Below are 18,894 nucleotides of genomic sequence, written 5' to 3'. Positions count from 1 at the left end.
TCAATTACTTACTGATTAATCTTTAGTTACACTTTTATTCCCTTTGATTGATGATGTCAATATACTTTGCTACCCATTTTTTAAAACATAGGTGCTTTTAAAATCAATTTTCAGTAGCACGAACATTACGTCAGCCCCCTAAAAACAAGACACCTGCTACATAAACTGGAGAGTAAAAAATGTCTATTTTTGAGAGCGAATAATTTCTTCATCCACCCATTTAAGTAACTGTTTAATTGCTTTAGATAAAATCTGATTCTGTCTAACAATGTAACCTAAACTGGTTGTTGGGAATTTCGGTAATAGCGTTACTGTCGTTTTAAGGTTTCGCTTTGGGTGAATAGAGAATTCAGGAACGATGGCAACACCAAACCCTGCCTCAGCCCAATCAATCTGAGCATCAACACTGCCCACCTCCATGATCCGGTACTTAAGCAAATTCAAAGATGGCAACGCCAAATCAAGTAAATCTCGTGTTCGTGTATCATGACCTAATAATATGAGCGTAGGTTCACTGTCTAAAACAATAGTAGGATCAAAATTCGCTTGTTGCCACTTTTCAAGATGGTTCCCCAATGCGCACCACTTTATTTGCTGAAGTTCAGTAAAATGAAGCGGTTGACTCTCTTTTTGTGCGATAACAAATCCAAGATCAGCTTCGGCACTTTTCACTAATTCAGACGCCTGTGAAGAGGTGGTATTAAGCAGAGAAAAATCTATTCCGGGGAACTCTTGCTTAAATAATTGGAATGGCCCAATCAATAATAAGCGCGAAATAATATCGCTTGCCGCAATCGTCAACGTTCCACGACTTAAATCATTAATGGCGTTGAGATCCGCTTGGCACACTTGCAACTCCATTAATGTATTTTGACTGGTTTCTAATAATCGAACGCCTGCTTCCGTTAAATGAAATGGGTTTCTTTCAATCAACTTCACTCGAGTTGTTCTTTCTAACTGTTTGATATGTAAACTAACGTTAGGTTGCGTCATGTGTAGAGCCGTGGCTGTTTTACCAAAGTGTTTTAATTCGGCTAACGTTACAAATGTTTTAAGCCAATGTAGATCAAGCATGCCCATACTCTTTTTTTGAATGCATTTCACTCAATATGATATATGGATTTCTTATCAAGTCGATAATTATAATTAATTTCTCATATTGATTTATTAGGATTAACATAGCGTCTTAATCATTTAGGAGTTTGTGTTATGCCGTCTATTGTTGTTGTTGGTGCTAATTGGGGCGATGAAGGTAAAGGCCGTATCGTTGATTTTCTTGCTGCAGATGCATCTGCAAGTATTCGTTTTCAGGGCGGTAATAACGCCGGTCATACTGTGGTAAATGACTTCGGTACGTTTAAATTACACCAACTACCACGCGGTATTTTTAACCCAGACTGTACAGCGGTTCTTGGCCCTGGCATGGTAATTAGCCCTGCAGCACTAAGCGAAGAAATCGCAGAAGTTAAAGCCGCTGGCATTGAAGTAAAAATGCACATTTCTGACCGTGCTACGCTTTGCCTTCCTCTTCATGCGCTTGAAGATACTCTTGAAGAATTACGTTTAGGCGATGGCGCTTATGGTTCAACTCGTCAAGGTATTGCACCTGCGTACGGTGACCGTGTAATGAAAAAAGGCATCCTTGTTGGTTGGTTAATGCAGCCTGAAGTATTGCTTGAGCGTATTCAATTCATGCTTGATTGGAAAATGCCACAACTGAAAGCACTATATCCAACATGTGATTTCAGCCAAACCGCTGAAGAAATGACAGAATGGCTTTTAGAAGTAACTGCACCTTGGCGTAAATTCATCTGTAACGTGACTGAGCCTCTAAAAGTAATGCAAAAGAACGATGCAAACTTATTGTTTGAAGCACAGTTAGGCGCGGGTCGTGACTTAGTTTACGGTGAATACCCATGGACTACTTCTTCAAACGTAACAGCAGCTTATGCTGGTATCGGTAGTGGCTTACCAGCGTTACGTCCTGAGCGTATTATTGCAGTTGCTAAGTCATTCAGCTCATCTGTTGGTACTGGTACATTAGTAACCGCAATGGAAGAGCAAGATAACTTCCGTGAAGCAGCTAATGAATATGGCGCAGTAACAGGTCGTCCACGTGATATGGGTTACTTTGATGCAGTAGCAACACGCAACGGTGTTGAACTACAAGCAGCAACAGAAATCGCATTAACAAAAATCGACTGTTTAAGTGGTATGGCGGATCTTAAAATCTGTACGTCTTATGCTGGCGAACACACTGAGAACCCAATCTGGCCTCAAACTGCTGCATTAAGCCCTGTATATGAAAACATGGAAGCATGGCAAGAAGACATCACTGGCTGTCGTACTTTTGAAAGCCTACCAAAAGCAGCTCAAGCGTATGTATTACGTATTGAAGAGTTAATGGGCGTACCAGTAAGTATGGTGTCAGTAGGTCCTGAACGTGAGCAAATGATCCTTCGTTAATCGAGTCATATAAACCACGTACATTTCCAAACAAAGAATTAGAAAGCCGCACTCCCCTATTTTGTGAGAATTTTAGGGAGTGCGGCTTTTTTATATCAAATATATATAAACGCAATTTAGCTATAAAATGCATATACGATAATAAAGTGGAATACAAATCCAACTAGCACAGGTACTGAAGTGCGCTTGGCTACATCAAAAGGACTTAACTTCGCTCCTGTTGCTGACGCAATAACAACCGCCGACACCGGAGACATTCCACGACCAATTGCCGAAGCTTGTTGCATTGGCATTAACATCGCTGCGGTATTTGCTCCCATGCTTGCTGCGATAGTTGGAATTAATTCAACAAACGCTAAGAATGGCGCATTTCCTGACCCCATAATCACTGCTGCCAATAGGGTAACAACAGCAAAAACTAACGTCATAGCAACACTTGGTAAACCAACCGATTCGGCAAGCATGATTAAGTTAGCAATAGCACCCGTCGCTTGAATACCATACGCAAAAACACCAGCTGCCACGAGTAAAACAACGACGCTACTAAACGCACTCCCCATTCCTTTTGAAAAGACACCAAAGCCATCAAACACAACCTTTAGGCTTCTTTTCGTAACACATTCACACAGCATGGCGATAAACATAGAGACAAATACTATTGTCGTCACATCCATATTAATGGTTGAAACCACTAATTTTGAAAAAAACACAGCCATAATAATAGGAAGTAAAGGGAGCATTACATAGTAACTCGGCGCAGAGCTCCCCTCTTTTGATTCAGCTAATGTGGCTTCTTCAAACTGCTCTGGGTGTTTTTTATCTACATGGGTTTGCCAGATAACATGCATAATCCCGATCACGACCATTGTTGCAATAGATGTTGGCGCTTGGTAATGAGAAACGTAGCTCATTAAATCCATTCCTAATGCTTCACTAGCACGAATAGCATCAACACCCGTTGGCGTAAAACTTACCGCCAATGAACTAGCAATAACCGCAGCAGCACTACCACGAGAAAGACCTAAACCTAACATTACGGGATACAAAGTCCCCATTAATAACACACCTAATCCGGTTGCGGATGGGATCGCGAGTTGAAGAATACTCGCCATACAATAAGCAAAGAACAGCATGATATTTTTGTTTTTAATGCGACTTAATGGTTTTGTAGCTAAGCGAACGACTACATCGTTAGCACCGATATGACTCATATAATCAGCAAAACCGACTAACGCCATTATCATCAAACCTAATGCACCCGCACGATATCCCATCAAAAATTGGATATACTTAAACGGATCAAACCCTGAAAAATTGGTTGATGCCACAGAAGTTGGAAGCATCGGTCCCCAACCAAATATCCCAGTAGCAAAAATTAAAACAGTCCCTGACATAAGTAAGGTAGGCTCTGCTTTGTAGCCTTTTAGAATCATTCTGGCGGCAATAACGACAATAATAAGAACCAATATTAACTGAGCCATATTTATATACCTTCATGCTCTGTTAAGTTGATAATAATTGTCTTAACCACGTTACTTGCAGCCATTAGTGATGGAACAGGCAAATACTCAAATATTGAATGGAAGTTATGGGCGCCAGTAAAAATGTTAGGACATGGCAAACCTTTTTCTGAAAGCACAGCCCCATCGTAACCACCACGCATAGGGATCACTTTTGGTTCTATGCCATTTTCTTTATAAGCCGCCATTGCTAAATCAACTGGCAATGTAGAGTCTTTTAAAAAGTTATGCACGTTGCTATAACGATCGCTCATTTCAAGAACGGCTCGATTGTTATTCTCTTCATTAAACATACTTACTTGTTCGGCAATAAAGGCTTTTCGATATACATAGCCTTCTTCCGTAAAATCTCGAATATCCATATTAAGAACGGTTTTCGCTGAATTTCCTGCAAGTTTCTTCATCCAATAATAACCTTCACGCCCCTCGGTGTGTTCTGGCGTTTCTTTTGTGGGGAATTGGGCCATGAATGAATTGGCTAGCAGCAAAGAATTGATCAAATTACCTTTTGAGTTCATCGGATGTGCAGATTGCCCTGTGAATGTCACCACCGCATTACCTGCGTTCCAGTTTTCACAAACAAACTCACCAATTCCACAACAGTCTAATGTGTAAGCAAAATCAGCACCAAACTCATTCACATCAAATGCATTTGCTCCCAGAAGCCCTTGCTCTTCATCAGGAACAAAACCCACCTTTACCGTTCCATGCTCAACTTCTGGATTTTCGTAGAAAAACTGCAACGCATTTAAAATGGCAGCAATCGCCGCTTTATCATCCGCACCAAGTAATGATTGCCCATCACTCACTATGATTTCTTGCCCAACATAATTTGCCAGTTCTGGCTGCTCTTTTAGAGAAAGAATTGGACCGGTAGACAATGGAATATCTCCCCCTTCATAATAAACCACTTCTGCATGCGTATCTTCAGTTCGCTCTGAGCTGGTATCAAGGTGTCCAAAGAAGGCAACGGTTGGTAATTGTTTTTTAGAGTTAGATGGTAACGTAGCGGTAAGAATGGCGGTATCTCGAAGAACAATATCAACACAACCTAACTCTTCTAATTGCTTTTTAACCAAACACGCTAATTCATATTGGCCTGCGCTTGAAGGCATGATACCAGCAGCACCATTCGCTTGATTTGTGGTTGTATTGATCTTTGTGTAACCTAAAAAACGTTCTACTACATTCATTGTTTTAATCCAAAATTACTTATAAAACAAAGATATTACGATTTTTTAAATTTTTTTAAGTGACTATTATCTCAATAACCATAATTTAAAAGTGGTTATTTAGCTTTCAAAAATAACCGTACTAAGAACCTTATTTCTGTCGTCTCAAATTGTCGCTTTTATTCAATCTTCTTTTTTCATTTATATCTACTATTACTCCTAAGAAATAATTCAAAATAATAAACAGATAAATGATGGCCTGATGCGTCATTTAGTCTTTCTCTATACAGGTAGAAACAATGATTAATGTAATAAAAATTGAAGAACTGAATGAACTTAGCACTCTAAAAGCAGAATATATAAATCAAGCAACAGCACCATTAGATGGCATGTGGCTCTGTGGCTTTGTTCCAATGGCAACTCATTTTGGTTTTTATAACAATGAAGAATTGATAGGCTTTTGTTGCGTCAACAGTGATGGTTACTTATTGCAGTTTTATGTAAATCAACGTCATTACGTACACGCGGCTGATATTTTCACTTCTGTTATTAGCAAAATAGAATCGCCAGCAGGTAAAGTGAATGGGGCTTTTGCAAGTACGGCTGAATCTCACTATTTTTCACTATGTCTTGATGAACAACAAGAAATGCAAGTGAATGGATTCATGTATCAACAAGTGAAAGCACTCACGACTCCTCAAGAGTCATACCTTACCATGGCAGTGGCAACGCTAGATCAACTCTCTGAGTTTGTTGAATTTGCAAAAGAAAACATCGGCGCACCCGAAGAATGGGTATCTGGCTATTATGCAAATTTAATCAGTCGCCAAGAACTCTTTGGCCATTGGAATGGATCTCAACTTATCGCAGCAGGCGAACGTCGCTTATTTAATGAACATCAAACAAACTATGCGGATCTCGGGATGGTTGTTGCCACATCTGAACGAGGAAAAGGACTGGGTGCACAAGTATTAAGGTACTTAGTTGCATTAGCAAACAGCCAAGGATTAACGGCCATGTGCTCAACTGAAAAATCGAATATCGCCTCACAAAAAGCCATTACTCATGCAGGTTTTTCCTCATCACACCGTATTGTTCAGTTTGATTTTTAATCTTAGCGTTAATCACTAATCATCAAAAAAGCTAACCAATCAACTCTAATGGTTAGCTTTTTTATTTCTATTTATAACGACTCAATACCACCATAAATATCAATGGTCAAATCTCTGTTCTTTGCGTATTCCTTCGGCGTTACGCCCAAAGTGCTTTTTAAATAACGGATCAAGTGAGGTTGATCGCTAAAGCCAAATTCATGCGCAACCGTCGTCCAATTGATCTCGTATTCTTCACGCTGATATAAGTAGGTAAGCATCGCTTCTAACCGGTTCATTGATTGACATTGCTTTAACGTAAAACCCGTCACACGTAAAAAACTTCGTTCTAATGTTCTTTGCGAACAATGAAGTAATTCTCCTAACTTAGCAATCGGGGTTGTTGCTAATAATGGGATAGCTTTTCTTGTTAATACGTAGTGCTTATCTTCTTTTACCGCAGTAAATAAAGACTGAAAAAGATCATCTAGCTGAAGGCTTAATTGTTCTGAATCGCTCTTTGCCTGCTGCAATAAGAGCACTTGCTCTCCCTCTTTTACGCACAGAAAATCACTAATATTTGTATCTACAATCTCATTAACAACAGGTTGTTTTGGCTCAATACCTAATAAATACAATGCCCCAACCTGAAATTTTATCCCAATAATAGAAAACCCTTTCGTGTGATCCATTTGTAAGGTCTTACTGTAAGGAAACAACCAATGACTACCCTGCCCTTTTTTTAAGTCGGACTCAATATCATAATTATATCCTTGCGTAGAGGCTGCAATAATTAAATGTCCCGCTGGCTCAGGGTTCAATTTTGGAAATGGGTTACTGTTTGAATCATCCGTTCTTTCTAGAAACCAATAACAATCAATGTATTTAGCTACATCTGGGTTTTTAGGTGTCTGAATCCAATTAATCATTCAATGGCCCATAAATAGTAAGAGAGTCTCTATTCTAGCATTCACTTTTACTTATCTCATTAACAGCACAATAGATCGCAACAGAACGCTATATCATGTCGTCAATAGTTGAGCTAGAGATCTAATTTTGGACAAAAACTCGACAGAATTAAATGTAAGCATAACAAGATCAGGTAAACTCTGCCTCCTCACTTCTACCAAGGATAGGAAAATGAACACGATTCGTATTGGAGAAAAACGAATTACACCAAGTAAATTGTTATGCGTTGGCCGGAATTATCATGCTCATATCAATGAACTAAACAATGCGGTTCCTGAGCAAATGGTCGTGTTCAATAAACCCAATTCTTGCATTAGCTCTACGCTGTCTTCTTTTCACCAAGAAACATTACATTATGAAGCTGAAATCTGTTTTTTAATCGAGAATGGACAACTGTCTGCAGTGGCTGTTGGGCTTGATCTAACTAAGCGTGAGTTACAATCTTATCTAAAAAAGAAAGGATTACCGTGGGAAAGAGCAAAAGCGTTCAATGGCTCAGCCCTATTTAGTCGCTTTATTCCCTTAGACACGATTGATATTAATGCACTTCAAATTGAACTGTTTATAAATAGCATGCGCGTACAATGCGGCAACGTAAGCCAAATGATTTATTCTCCAGAAGCCATCCTTACAGACCTACAAAGTTATACTCAATTATATGATGGAGATGTGATCATGAGTGGAACGCCACAAGGCGTAGGCGAAATCCACTGCGGTGATATTTTTCTTAGTCGCTTAAAATCAGGCGATAAAACCCTAATAGAAACGGAATGGGTCGCAAGGTAGCCTTACCCTATAAATACCCATAAATTCAGCACTAGAAACACCACCATGCTTACAATGGTCGTCAATAATACATTCTTAGTTTTCCATGCGATTACTGCCGCAATTAATGCGGCCCATAAGTACGGATTAGAACCAGATAGAGACAACTCATTGTTTGGCATAAACACAATTGGAGCCCAAATAGCGGTTAACACCGCCGGACTAGAATAACTTAATAACCGTTGCGTTTGAGCATTAAGTCGCAGTGGGAGTTTAGGTTCTAAAAATAAATAGCGGCTTAAAAACACCAATGTCGTCATGGCTAAGATCGATAAAAATATCATGACCTACCCCCTCTTAGGGTTTCCGTTAAATACCCTAAACACATGCCACCAATGCTTGCTATCATCAAACTCCCTTCTACTGAGAAATAATTTAATACGACAGAAAGTACTAACGCACTCAACACCGAGACCAATACTGGTATGTTTTTTATGGTAGGTACGACAATCGCGATAAAGGTAGCGACAACAGCAAACTCTAACCCCAATTCATTTAATGAGGGAAGATAACTGCTTGCAATAATTCCAGCCAACGTAGCAACATTCCAAAAGAAATAAAAACTGAACCCAGCCCCTAATGCATACCACCGATTAAACTGTTTTTTAGATTGATGCCCACACACCGCAAATAATTCGTCCGTCAGCAGAAAGCCCAACGACAAACGCCAACGAAGCGGTAAAGGGCTGATTTTATCTCTCATCGAGACTCTATATAAAAAATGACGCGAGGTAATAAAAAAAGTTGTCAGCAACATGGTTGTTAGCCCTGCGCCTGCTTTGATCATCCCCATGGCAACGAGCTGTGCTGATCCTGCGAATAATATAGCCGAAAGCGCTTGGCCTTCAAAAGGCGTTAATCCAACATCTATCGCGAATGATCCTGCTAATAACCCCCATGGTAATACTGCAATACTAAGAGGGATCATAGCGAATGTGCCTTGCCAAAAAAGACGAGAATTAGAACAAGGTTGTACGGCGGTATTTATATCCATAAACTACTCTTTATTAAATCAAATCAGCCTATATTAGAGCTGTATTCCTTTACCTAAGATTGTACAAACTTGCTAAAACAGTTTGAGGTATTGCCCTGGGGTTATCCCCATCGCTTTTTTAAAATGACGGTGTAAATGGCTTTGATCATAAAATCCCGTTTCTTGTGCAGTATCAGACAAGGAATGCCCTTGCTTAAGAAGTTTACGTGCCATTCGTAAACGAGACTGAATTTGATAGCTGTGTGGAGGAAGACCAAATGTCTTTTGAAACGATCTAACTAGATGATAAGCACTCAGATTACTAAGCTGTGATAAATCTTCAAGAGAGATATCCGCTTGAGGGAAGTCGTCTAAAAATTCTTTAATTAAATACAATGGCTTTTGAGCTTTTGAAATCGTTACATCGGTATAACGCGCTTTACTGTGCTTACACATGAGTTTAACCAAAACACCATAGACTAAGGTTTCTCTTAATAAACGGTTATCCGATTGATCCAACATGGTGAACACCAGCCTCAACTGGTTCGCTAGTTCTGAATCATAAACCACAGGCTCTGGAAAATATGGCGCGCCAACTTGCCCGTAGCTCAACTCTCTGCTTAAACTTTCTAATTGTTCTGGCAAAGGATACATCGCCTTATAGCCCCACCCTCCATCAGTAGCAGAATGACCGCTATGTATATCATCCGCATTAATTAAGATAATACTGTCTTGCGGTGCGGTATGATTACCACCAGTGCGATAGAAATGTTGAGCACCACGTTCAATGACACCAATCGTATATCCTTCATGACTGTGACGTGAGAAAGTCTGCTTTTCATAATCAGCATTTAATATTTCAAGCCCACCAAGCTCTTCTGCTACTTGGTAGTGTGCTATTTCCTTTTTTACTTTCTCATCATTCATCATAAACACATTTATCCCTATTTATTGAAGTATATAGTAAGCCCTCCCATTTCTTTTGTACAAAATTGCGCATTATCGAACATTCAATTTTATTAACAATAAAAACTATATTTTTTAATATATCGCGCTTATATTATTCAGCGACTTTTTAATCATGGATCTTGCCTTCTTACTACTATAAAATTCGCCTCTTAATTTATAATTCAAAATAAAATAATGATTGATATATCTATTCTTCCAGTTTATTTGACTGCAGTAATTGCCCTTTTATTACTGCCGGGCCCAGACATGTTATTAATTGCAAGCTCAAGCATGAGCTATGGCCGTAAGGTTGGCTTATTTGCTAGCTTGGGGAATGCTACATCTGGCATCATCTTAACGCTGCTTGCCGCTTTAGGCGTTTCAACCTTAATTGCAATGAGCCCGCTCGCATTGAAAGCTCTGCATCTATTAGGTGGCATATATTTATTAAAAATGGGTTGGGATTGCATTCGGGCTCAGGCTGATGAAGCACCAGAACTTGCTGATAGTTCAAAAATGGCGACCACGTTTTACCAACGAGCTTTAGTCAGTAATTTACTGAACCCTAAAGCATTGGTTTTCTTTGTGATGTTTTTACCACAGTTTGTTTCAACGAATATTGCCGCAACATCTGGTGAGCAAATGCTAGCACTTGGCTTATTACTGAATGTACTTGGCCTGCTATTCAATTTACTTTTGGTTGCTTTAGTCGGTAGCCTTGGTAAATCACTAATTAACAACATAAAATTTAGAACGTATCAACACAAATTCATGGGAGGAATATTTATTATTCTCGCCTTATGGATGCTGAGCACGTTCTTCATCGCGTAATAATGAAAAAGCCAGTAACTGATTACTGGCTTTTTTCATTTCGGCTCTCTATTGCAGGGACTTCCATAAAGTATACAAAGATAACCACTCTTTTCGTACCGTAGAATTAAAAGCCATCGTAAAATACGTTTTTAGCACTTGTAAAATTATTATTTACACCCAATTCATAAGTACATTTCTAATATACATCGCTTTTTTTTGAATCCTTGGTTCAATTTCTATATCTATTAATTGATCAATTATCTTCGTTAATGCGTACCAATCATCCTCTTTTTTTACTAATCCTTTTCCTTGTAATTGAGAAGGACTTGCAAACGATGGGGTTGCTTGCCAGCATGAAAGTGTTTTGCGAGAAGTTCCTATACGGTAACTTGCACCAAAATCAATTAATCGAATAGAAGTAAGAGCCGGGATAAACAAGATATTCGATGGCTTAATATCCCCATGTACCCAACCTTTATCATGACAATGTTTTATTGCTCTAATGATCTTAGGTAATATCCATAAAAACTGTTTTGCATTGTTCTTATCAAAGGAACTTAATGGTTTTGCTGTTGAATCATACTCAAAATAAATAACACTATTCATTACATCCAAACTTAGTGGCTTTTGAACATAAAGCCCTGCGCATTCATTCACAGCTTCCCACTCTCTTTCCATGTCTTTTGAATTAATATAATGCTTTCCTATCTTAGATAAATCCCAATTCTCACCGTCTAATAAAAAACAATGAAAAAAAGACTTATAAGTAAAGAACTCTTTTGAACTCATAACTGTCTTGGTAATGCAAAAGAAGTAAACAATGATTTACTAAAGCTATGATTGCTATCTCTCAAGGTGTAATCAAGAGCAATACTATTGTTTTCAACTTTGTAATTTAGCTTGTGGATCAAACGATCTGATGTCGCACTTGAATGTCCATCAAATAGAGCTCTAAATAGTGCCCATTGACCAGTATATGAACGAGTTACGATACGATTTTTACCTTGATAAAAATTAGTTGAAAGATAACCGTCAACTCCCGTTGTTGGCCAGTTAAGATCTGTCCATATTCTTGGTCCGTGACGATAGCTAAAGATGCTTTCTGATTCACGAATTTGGAACTCGGTTACTGTTGTGCTCATAGAACTAGGACGAACTGCAAATCGTAAAGCTAATTCTTGTCCAGCTGTTCCAAAGAAAGTTTGAGTTAACTTATGTGATTGGCGCAATTGAGCCAAAGCCTTGTTACTAATAGGCAATGTCAAACCATCAATCGTTTTACGCTTCAACGTTCCATTATTCCAATAAACAAAAGGCTTTAATTGTTCATCAATAAATTTATCGACTCGTCCTTGAGGTTTAAAAAATTGAGCAAAATCATTCAGAGAAACTTCACCACGGCCATTTAATGTAAATGGGAAACGTCCTTCAATTGCTGAGCCATAAAATTGATATATTTGCTCGTTCCATTGTTGATTTAAATAACCAACGCTACCATTAATAACCTCGCTCCACGCTTTTTGTGATACATCTTTTGTCCATACTGCAACTTGATTAGGGGCTTTTGCTCCTTGACGTTGGAATTGAACAATCGCGTCTTGACTACCCGCTGCGTGAGCTAAAGCATATTCATGCATCATTTTACTTGGTTCTGAGCTCGATAACGCTGCATCAAAATAGGTATTCAAAGAGTCAAACTCTTGGATTAAGCTATCAAGTGGAATAACCGTTCCTGCTTTTTTATTCCCATTAACATAATTGCCATATCCAACAAAGGCTTCATTGACAACATAAGATGGTTGTAAATGTAATAATTCCCCCCCTACAGCACTAATGCCGTTCACTTAAGGGTGAATGGCATTCTTGTTTCTGGCATATCGTTGAGGTCTTGGTTTTACCATTCGAGGGAATGTTCTTTCCCTTCGCCTATCAAGTATTAAGCTTTCAGCCATCTGGTGGAAGCCTTTTAATTGTCGAGGGATCGCTCCTGGCGTTGAGTATGGTAAACCAACTAATAATGCAGATACATGAGCAAGTGTCCCATTAAAACTCAATTGATAAGGGAGATAATTTCCTTTTAAATTAAAGCAAAGCTCTACCATTTGGTAGCGAATTAAATTATAAGTCAACAAGATACCCCATAGTTCTTGTTTCACTAATTCAGGCAGACGGCTTCGTAGTGTTAAGCGATTTCCTAACATGTATTGTTTCTGCTCTCGGTAACCCAATTCTATTTCCCAACGATGCTCATAAAGACCGACTATATCTTTCAATGGGTAACGTAATGGGTCAATCATTGACGTCAGAACTTGATAATCTTTTCCTTTAATTTTTCGAGTCACGAGACGAGCAGTCATCGTTTCAGGTAAATTAGAAAACAGTTTTCTTGCTCTTGGGTTACTCCGAAGAATAACAAGTTTGTCATTACGACCTAGCGATCGAATTATTTCATATTGAGTATTTTTTTTAAGGGGAATAAGCCAGTGACGCTCTGAGCCTGTCATCTGCCATTTATGTAGTAATCCTAATGAATAGAACCCCTTATCGAACATAGTTACGCTATGGTCAGGTGTACTATCTATTAACTTCTCTGCCAATATCATTTCATTTGTATTGTAATTATCGAAAGCGCTCGCTGTAATAAGATGACTGCTTAGCTCCATTTGGCAAACCATTCTTACCTGTGGATATTGAGTTCCTTTTTGGCGAGAAAAAGCCTCTTCATTTTTCTGGTTATCAGGTGCTCTCCATACAACACCATCAACGCCTAAGAGAGTTAGTCCATTCCATTTAGGAAGATTAGCACTCTTAAGCCAGGAACTTGTCATTCGCTCAAAGACTGCTTTCATTGCTGCTTCACCTAGATTTTTTCGGCGCTGAGTAAGGGCACTAGGAGCGACAAAAGCTTTACCTGTACGGTCTACAATATCAAGCTGATTAACTAAATCCTTCATGGATTTATTGTTATAGATAGCCATACCAACAAGTAACCATACCATTGATTCAAGAGTAAGCTTTCGCTTCCTCATCGTCACCGTATCAGTGAGAGAATAAGCCTCATCAATCAGATGGATTGGAAGTAAATCAGCGAGAGTCTCTACGTTGCTAGGTTTCCAGTCATTGATTATGTTTAGAGCTTGAGAAACATCCATAAAAAAATCCAAGTGCATAAAATACACTTGGATTTTGACATCTAAAAAGGATCGGTCAACCGATCATATTTACCTTAAATGATCGGCATTACCCCTACAGCACGGTTTATTTTATCGGCTTGACTTAAGCCTTTAGCTATTTTTTTCAAACCTAGTTGATTGGCTACTTTCTTATTTCCTTTAGTGTTAGGTTGTTCCTCTACTGCTAGTGTAGTGTTTACAACAAGAGCTCCAAGCACATCAAGAACTGGACTTGTTGCTGGTTCTCGCGCATTTTTTAATGCATTAGCAAATTCAGCCTGAGAGTTAAAGTTTTTAACTTGGATGTTATTAACTAAATCTTTCCAGTAGTAGATATAATCAGCAAAATATAAGCGTTGTATTTGCTTACTTAACTCTGTCAATTCCATTAAAGATGCACCCGACATATTGCCTTGGATCTCTTTAAATGCCCCTAATTGACGGCGCAAAAGTTCTGATTTTGCGGTCAAATCAATCGTACTATATCCTTGCTTTGTATATATCTCAGGAATTAAATAACCATGAAAATCATTTGAAAACTCAAAGATAGTGTCAAACTTAGCTCCAAGCTGACGACGTATATCAACTTTATTACGATATTTAGGCAGCTCTTTTATACGAGCATAAATAAGACGTTCAGGGGATAAACCTTCCAAATTATTAGTTGCGACAGCAATAAGAGAATTATTTTTTTCTAAACGATGTTGATAATTACCGTTAAATAAATCCGTTATTAATAGCGATAAAATATTAATATCATCTGAAGATAGGTCTCCTTGTACTTTCATATTATTGATAATGTAACCTTTCATTTCACTAATATTTAAACGCTGAACATCAAATAACATTTGATAATAACGTAATACTTCAAATATTTTATTTGGATTACTTAAACTCACAAATGCATATAATTCTGAACTAATTAATTTTTCAATCTTTGGCAATAAAATTAAATTAAGTTGATCTTCATAAGCTTTATAAATACGATCAGCTGTTTCAGTTTGTTTAATACTAATTTTCTGATACCAAGATTTAGGCTCTATTCCTTTTTTTGAAACATCTCTCAATTCATTAAGTAATGCTATTATATCAGATATTGAATAATTATTATTAAGACGCTTAACATCATTACTGTATAATTTTACTTGTGTCATAGCATCTGCACGAAATTGCTCATCTTGATTCCAATTATTTTTTAATAGGGACCCAGTAAAGGCCCCCACCCCTAGAACCAATAAAACCATGACACTTCGCACAACAAGATAACCGGAATGACGTAACTCATTTACACCTGTAATACCTTTTTCTGGTAAAATGACATGACTAAATAAACGAGTTGAGAAATAACTACGGCGACTTGGTTTTTGCTCACGGTAACTGTGAGAATTGAATTCTGTTCGTTCAGCAATAACTTGTGTTAATAAGTCATGCTCTCTACCCTTTTTACCTGACGACAATAAATAAACGCCACGGAGCCATACTGCTTCACGAACTCGATTTTCATGACCAATATCAGTTAATAATTCATTTACTCGCTCAAGAAAAATACGAAGTTGATAAGGTAAAGCGATTATTGAACTCGTTTTTTCACTATTAATGTTACGTAATAACTCAAATTGCTGTTGAGCAACCGCTTTAATCAGAACTTTGCTTTGATCTTCAAATTGGTATTTATCAAAACGGCGAGATTTTGTGTATGGAAATGTCACACCCAATGGATTCTCTACATCACGACCAGAAAAACCTTCAAAAAATTCAACAAAATCAGCAATGCTATCTGCTTTTGAGAAGACACTATATACAGGAAGTGTTAGTGCTAACATTCTTCCCATTGACAAAATTGCTTCTTGATAAACATTACTTAATTTTTGACAATCTTGTCGATCACTTTCAAGCAAACGATTACAACCAATAATAGAAATAGCACCATTTAAGCCTTGGCGAGGACGATATCTTAATAGCTGGTTTGCTAACACTTGCCATAATTGCTCGTCAATTCCTTCGTCAGAAAATAAACGGTGACCAACTTCAATCACAACTATTTGATCATTATTCCAAAACTTAAGGTATTGTTCAGGATCTCCACCTTCAAGATGCTTATCAAAGATAGGTTCTAATCCATTTTGTCTCAGTAGATCACTTTTATCATTTTCCCCATTACCTAACACTAAGTACCAAGGCAAACTATACAAGCTATCTAATTTATTTCTACCTGTACCTCGTATTTTTTTTGTCGCAACTTTAAACAATTGTTCGATAATACATGTATCTTGGTTTAGTAAAATCTGTTGATCATGTTTTTCATTAACTGATTGCTTTTTTATGTATTTTTTATACCATAACCGTGTTAATAACAGAATAACCACGGAACTAAGAGCTGTCATGGTATATTTTGCCCATTTCCATTCATCGTTAAATAAGTAAGTCCAACATAATATTGTTCCTATGATGATTAATATCACAAACAAAACCGCACTGATCTTTTTCATCATATTATATCTGCGCTCTCTTAATCGTAGCATTCAAGTCAAAGCGAATATTTAATTCATTTTTGAGCTTTCGTATAACCGATAAATTATCTCCAGCTCTAATATAAAGCTCGACACCATGGTCTGTTTCTCGTGTGAATGGTTCATACCCCGCTTGCTGTAATTCTGACACCAACCGCACAGCATCTAATGAACGAGTAAATGCAGCAAGCACAACTTCCCATTGCAGAGTTTCTTTAAGTTCTTGTTTTCTATTATCAACTATTTTCCCAATATCTGAACCCGAACTAATATTAATTAATTCTTTGTTATTTTTCTTACCTACACTAGACGTATTGATAGCATTAAATTGTGCAAGAATTGGCTGGCTACGATTAAAATACCAATACTCTGACGCACCATAAACTATGATTGTGATAAAGAAAGCAATCACTAATGTTTTCGACATACTTAGCATTAACCATGGTTGTTTACCTTCAATTAGTTCTGGTATTTTTGGTACAGGTAATACAGATTCACTGCGATAATGACGAATAATGGAATACACATTTGATTGAATTTCATGTAAAACATTTTCATTATCGTGACGGAAACGTCCTTTAAATCCCAACATAAGTAAAACGTATTGCAATTCTAAAAAATCTACTAATTTTGCTGGCTGTTGGCTCGCTTTATCCAATAATGTAAAAAAAGCTTCGCCCCCGTTACGTTGAGAAAAAACCTTACTTAATAATGAATGGTTTTCCCAACGAGCACTTTCCCCCCATTGCGTATAAAGAATGGCTTCATCAAAAGCGGCACATAATACAAAACAACTTTTTTCTATAATACTTGGGTGATATTCAAGATGTGCTCCACGTTGGCGAAATACAGATATTTCATCCAACAAACGTTGCCTAAATCGATTTATATCTCGCGGTTCGCCTTGACGAGATAAAGTGACCAAAATTGCAAATAGCTCAGTTGCAGAATTCAATAACGAGCTATTATAAACAGAGAGGTTATCAATCAACCACTCTGCACCTAAGAGATCTATATCCTTAAGTTCTGCATTTTTTTTCTTTGCCGGTATTTTTTCTTTAGTATGACGAAGTTCTATTGTCGCTTCGTCATTAAATAATTCACTCACAAACCACCTACCTAATTACATGAAATTCAACGTGAACATCTTCGATACGGTCGTCGATATGCAAGGCGATAGGCTCATCATTTTTCACTAAGGCTTGCCATAATTCAGATTTAGTATCAATTTCAAAATACGCGGCATCGTGTTTAGATTTAAGCTCTGAAGGCGCATAAGGCAGGTTTCGTAACCCAACACCGGATAAGGCATTACGAACTAAACCCGCAATATCACTATTACCTGCAAGTTTAATCGCTTTAGGAAACTCTTCACTAAGACGCGATGCACCTAAGGGGGACGTAGCAACCAGAATAAAACGTCCTTCATTATATAAACTGCGATCTTTAACTAATGTGCGGAGTAAACGTCGAGAAACAAATAATTGCTTATCCCATGATAAAGTTGTTAAGTTATCTATTTGAACTTCACGTAACAACACTAATAATTCAGAGAAAATCACAGAAAAGATGCTGTATAAGTTGTTTTGATCCCACACTAAAGAGTCTTTAGGCATTTTTCCTTCAAGACCTTGCATTTGACCTGCCATTGACAGGCATTCTAAATACAAGTGTTTAGTTAATAAGCTGCCATCTTGATTCCATTGTTGTAATTTAGGCATCCAAGCACCTAAGGCTTGCAGCCATAAATAATCACGCATCATCGCTTGATAACTTTTACTGTCATTTTCAGTTTGCAGTCGAGTCGATATTGTCATTACACGATACTGCACTTGGGCTAAAACGTCAGCCACACTATCTTTCAGATAATTAGATACTCCAAACTGCAAACAATGCGGTACAAAAGCTTGATTAAGAAGTACTGCACCTTCTGATTTATGCTCAATTACCTCACAAACGGATATGAGAGTGTAATCTTGTAACTCTTCATCTTCTAATTTTAAAACAATATTAAGCTCAGCAATCTCTAGCAGTACTGATTCACAGTGCTCACGACTAGTATCGAATACTGGATGATCTACAGAAGAATGACGTAAATGCTGATTGGCCCCAACATCTACCGCACCAGGTCGTGATACAGATAAAGCAAGATATACTTTTTTGTGATTTGTATTTTTAGGTATATCTAAAACAAGACCACGATTAATTTCAAATGGCGTTCCATCCTGAAAGATCCCCCTTGCCCGACGAACAGAAACTTTACCTATATTAAGCATAGAGCGATCAAGTTCAAGTAAGGTTAGTCCACTTCCTTGAGGTGCAATTTGTTCTGTAAATTCACGAGTTAAATGTTCAATATAACGTGTTTGCTGTTGAAAATGCTGCGGAGAAAGAAACATTCCTTCACTCCAAACGACTTTTTTATTGTCCATTA

17 protein-coding genes are annotated in these 18,894 nt (G+C 37.8%); 4 read left to right on the top strand and 13 right to left on the bottom strand.

Features of this window, described 5'->3' with window-relative positions:
• Positions 1 to 183: 183 nt before the first annotated feature.
• Positions 184 to 1,074, bottom strand: coding sequence for a LysR family transcriptional regulator (locus tag VSAL_RS06500; protein ID WP_044583222.1), 891 nt, complete (start codon positions 1,072 to 1,074; stop codon positions 184 to 186).
• Between the two features lie 135 nt (positions 1,075 to 1,209).
• Between VSAL_RS06500 and VSAL_RS06495 the strand changes: the two genes are divergently transcribed.
• Entirely contained in the window at positions 1,210 to 2,466 is a 1,257-nt protein-coding gene (locus VSAL_RS06495; protein ID WP_012549934.1) for an adenylosuccinate synthetase, read from the top strand.
• Between the two features lie 116 nt (positions 2,467 to 2,582).
• Here the strand turns inward: VSAL_RS06495 and dcuC are convergent, their stop codons facing one another.
• On the bottom strand, positions 2,583 to 3,947 hold the full coding sequence (dcuC, locus tag VSAL_RS06490) for a C4-dicarboxylate transporter DcuC (protein WP_012549933.1): 1,365 nt from the start codon (positions 3,945 to 3,947) through the stop codon (positions 2,583 to 2,585).
• Between the two features lie 2 nt (positions 3,948 to 3,949).
• Positions 3,950 to 5,179, bottom strand: coding sequence for a peptidase T (gene pepT, locus VSAL_RS06485; protein ID WP_012549932.1), 1,230 nt, complete (start codon positions 5,177 to 5,179; stop codon positions 3,950 to 3,952).
• A gap of 278 nt (positions 5,180 to 5,457) precedes the next feature.
• On the opposite strand from pepT, the gene VSAL_RS06480 reads away from it, so the two are divergent.
• Positions 5,458 to 6,270: a GNAT family N-acetyltransferase gene (locus VSAL_RS06480; RefSeq protein WP_012549931.1), complete on the top strand. Its 813-nt coding sequence runs from the start codon at positions 5,458 to 5,460 to the stop codon at positions 6,268 to 6,270.
• Positions 6,271 to 6,341: 71 nt separating this feature from the next.
• Here VSAL_RS06480 and VSAL_RS06475 read toward each other — a convergent pair whose 3' ends face one another.
• Positions 6,342 to 7,178, bottom strand: coding sequence for a helix-turn-helix domain-containing protein (locus VSAL_RS06475; protein WP_012549930.1), 837 nt, complete (start codon positions 7,176 to 7,178; stop codon positions 6,342 to 6,344).
• A 211-nt stretch (positions 7,179 to 7,389) separates the two neighbouring features.
• Here VSAL_RS06475 and VSAL_RS06470 point away from each other — a divergent pair, with 211 nt between their 5' ends.
• Positions 7,390 to 8,004, top strand: a complete 615-nt coding sequence (locus tag VSAL_RS06470) for a fumarylacetoacetate hydrolase family protein (protein ID WP_012549929.1) — start codon at positions 7,390 to 7,392, stop codon at positions 8,002 to 8,004.
• A 2-nt stretch (positions 8,005 to 8,006) separates the two neighbouring features.
• Here the strand turns inward: VSAL_RS06470 and VSAL_RS06465 are convergent, their stop codons facing one another.
• The 3 genes from VSAL_RS06465 to VSAL_RS06455 form a co-directional block, all read right to left on the bottom strand.
• Positions 8,007 to 8,327, bottom strand: coding sequence for an AzlD domain-containing protein (locus tag VSAL_RS06465; protein WP_012549928.1), 321 nt, complete (start codon positions 8,325 to 8,327; stop codon positions 8,007 to 8,009).
• Entirely contained in the window at positions 8,324 to 9,037 is a 714-nt protein-coding gene (locus VSAL_RS06460; protein ID WP_012549927.1) for an AzlC family ABC transporter permease, read from the bottom strand. Before VSAL_RS06460 ends, VSAL_RS06465 begins: the two co-directional genes overlap by 4 nt.
• Before the next feature lie 72 nt (positions 9,038 to 9,109).
• Positions 9,110 to 9,946, bottom strand: a complete 837-nt coding sequence (locus VSAL_RS06455) for an AraC family transcriptional regulator (protein WP_012549926.1) — start codon at positions 9,944 to 9,946, stop codon at positions 9,110 to 9,112.
• 213 nt (positions 9,947 to 10,159) lie between these two features.
• Here VSAL_RS06455 and VSAL_RS06450 point away from each other — a divergent pair, with 213 nt between their 5' ends.
• Positions 10,160 to 10,795: a LysE family translocator gene (locus VSAL_RS06450; protein ID WP_012549925.1), complete on the top strand. Its 636-nt coding sequence runs from the start codon at positions 10,160 to 10,162 to the stop codon at positions 10,793 to 10,795.
• A 153-nt stretch (positions 10,796 to 10,948) separates the two neighbouring features.
• Here the strand turns inward: VSAL_RS06450 and VSAL_RS06445 are convergent, their stop codons facing one another.
• From VSAL_RS06445 to tssK, 6 genes are all read right to left on the bottom strand, one after another.
• A complete protein-coding gene (locus VSAL_RS06445; RefSeq protein WP_012549924.1) occupies positions 10,949 to 11,566 on the bottom strand; it encodes a protein kinase domain-containing protein in 618 nt (205 codons plus the stop codon).
• Positions 11,563 to 12,621 (bottom strand): type VI secretion IcmF C-terminal domain-containing protein, encoded by a 1,059-nt coding sequence (locus tag VSAL_RS06440; protein WP_044583221.1) that lies wholly within the window; start codon positions 12,619 to 12,621, stop codon positions 11,563 to 11,565. The genes VSAL_RS06445 and VSAL_RS06440 overlap by 4 nt, the downstream gene beginning before the upstream one ends.
• Positions 12,622 to 13,929, bottom strand: coding sequence for an IS4 family transposase (locus VSAL_RS06435; protein WP_012549425.1), 1,308 nt, complete (start codon positions 13,927 to 13,929; stop codon positions 12,622 to 12,624).
• 74 nt (positions 13,930 to 14,003) lie between these two features.
• Positions 14,004 to 16,442, bottom strand: coding sequence for a type VI secretion protein IcmF/TssM N-terminal domain-containing protein (locus VSAL_RS06430; RefSeq protein WP_049940337.1), 2,439 nt, complete (start codon positions 16,440 to 16,442; stop codon positions 14,004 to 14,006).
• A 1-nt stretch (position 16,443) separates the two neighbouring features.
• Entirely contained in the window at positions 16,444 to 17,568 is a 1,125-nt protein-coding gene (gene icmH, locus VSAL_RS06425; protein ID WP_012549923.1) for a type IVB secretion system protein IcmH/DotU, read from the bottom strand.
• Positions 17,569 to 17,575: 7 nt separating this feature from the next.
• Entirely contained in the window at positions 17,576 to 18,892 is a 1,317-nt protein-coding gene (tssK, locus tag VSAL_RS06420; RefSeq protein WP_012549922.1) for a type VI secretion system baseplate subunit TssK, read from the bottom strand.
• Positions 18,893 to 18,894 lie beyond the last annotated feature (2 nt).

Source organism: Aliivibrio salmonicida LFI1238, from assembly GCF_000196495.1.
Taxonomy (GTDB): domain Bacteria; phylum Pseudomonadota; class Gammaproteobacteria; order Enterobacterales; family Vibrionaceae; genus Aliivibrio; species Aliivibrio salmonicida.
This window is presented reverse-complemented; position numbering and strand designations above follow the sequence as displayed.

Bases quoted from the DNA above. Each gene is read 5' to 3' on its own strand.
- VSAL_RS06445 (WP_012549924.1), bottom strand. From the start codon at position 11,566: ATGAGTTCAAAAGAGTTCTTTACTTATAAGTCTTTTTTTCATTGTTTT.
- VSAL_RS06460 (WP_012549927.1), bottom strand. From the start codon at position 9,037: ATGGATATAAATACCGCCGTACAACCTTGTTCTAATTCTCGTCTTTTT.
- tssK (WP_012549922.1), bottom strand. From the start codon at position 18,892: ATGGACAATAAAAAAGTCGTTTGGAGTGAAGGAATGTTTCTTTCTCCG.
- VSAL_RS06465 (WP_012549928.1), bottom strand. From the start codon at position 8,327: ATGATATTTTTATCGATCTTAGCCATGACGACATTGGTGTTTTTAAGC.
- VSAL_RS06470 (WP_012549929.1), top strand. From the start codon at position 7,390: ATGAACACGATTCGTATTGGAGAAAAACGAATTACACCAAGTAAATTG.
- VSAL_RS06480 (WP_012549931.1), top strand. From the start codon at position 5,458: ATGATTAATGTAATAAAAATTGAAGAACTGAATGAACTTAGCACTCTA.
- VSAL_RS06500 (WP_044583222.1), bottom strand. From the start codon at position 1,074: ATGCTTGATCTACATTGGCTTAAAACATTTGTAACGTTAGCCGAATTA.
- VSAL_RS06495 (WP_012549934.1), top strand. From the start codon at position 1,210: ATGCCGTCTATTGTTGTTGTTGGTGCTAATTGGGGCGATGAAGGTAAA.
- pepT (WP_012549932.1), bottom strand. From the start codon at position 5,179: ATGAATGTAGTAGAACGTTTTTTAGGTTACACAAAGATCAATACAACC.
- VSAL_RS06435 (WP_012549425.1), bottom strand. From the start codon at position 13,929: ATGGATGTTTCTCAAGCTCTAAACATAATCAATGACTGGAAACCTAGC.
- VSAL_RS06430 (WP_049940337.1), bottom strand. From the start codon at position 16,442: ATGATGAAAAAGATCAGTGCGGTTTTGTTTGTGATATTAATCATCATA.
- VSAL_RS06455 (WP_012549926.1), bottom strand. From the start codon at position 9,946: ATGATGAATGATGAGAAAGTAAAAAAGGAAATAGCACACTACCAAGTA.
- dcuC (WP_012549933.1), bottom strand. From the start codon at position 3,947: ATGGCTCAGTTAATATTGGTTCTTATTATTGTCGTTATTGCCGCCAGA.
- VSAL_RS06475 (WP_012549930.1), bottom strand. From the start codon at position 7,178: ATGATTAATTGGATTCAGACACCTAAAAACCCAGATGTAGCTAAATAC.
- VSAL_RS06450 (WP_012549925.1), top strand. From the start codon at position 10,160: ATGATTGATATATCTATTCTTCCAGTTTATTTGACTGCAGTAATTGCC.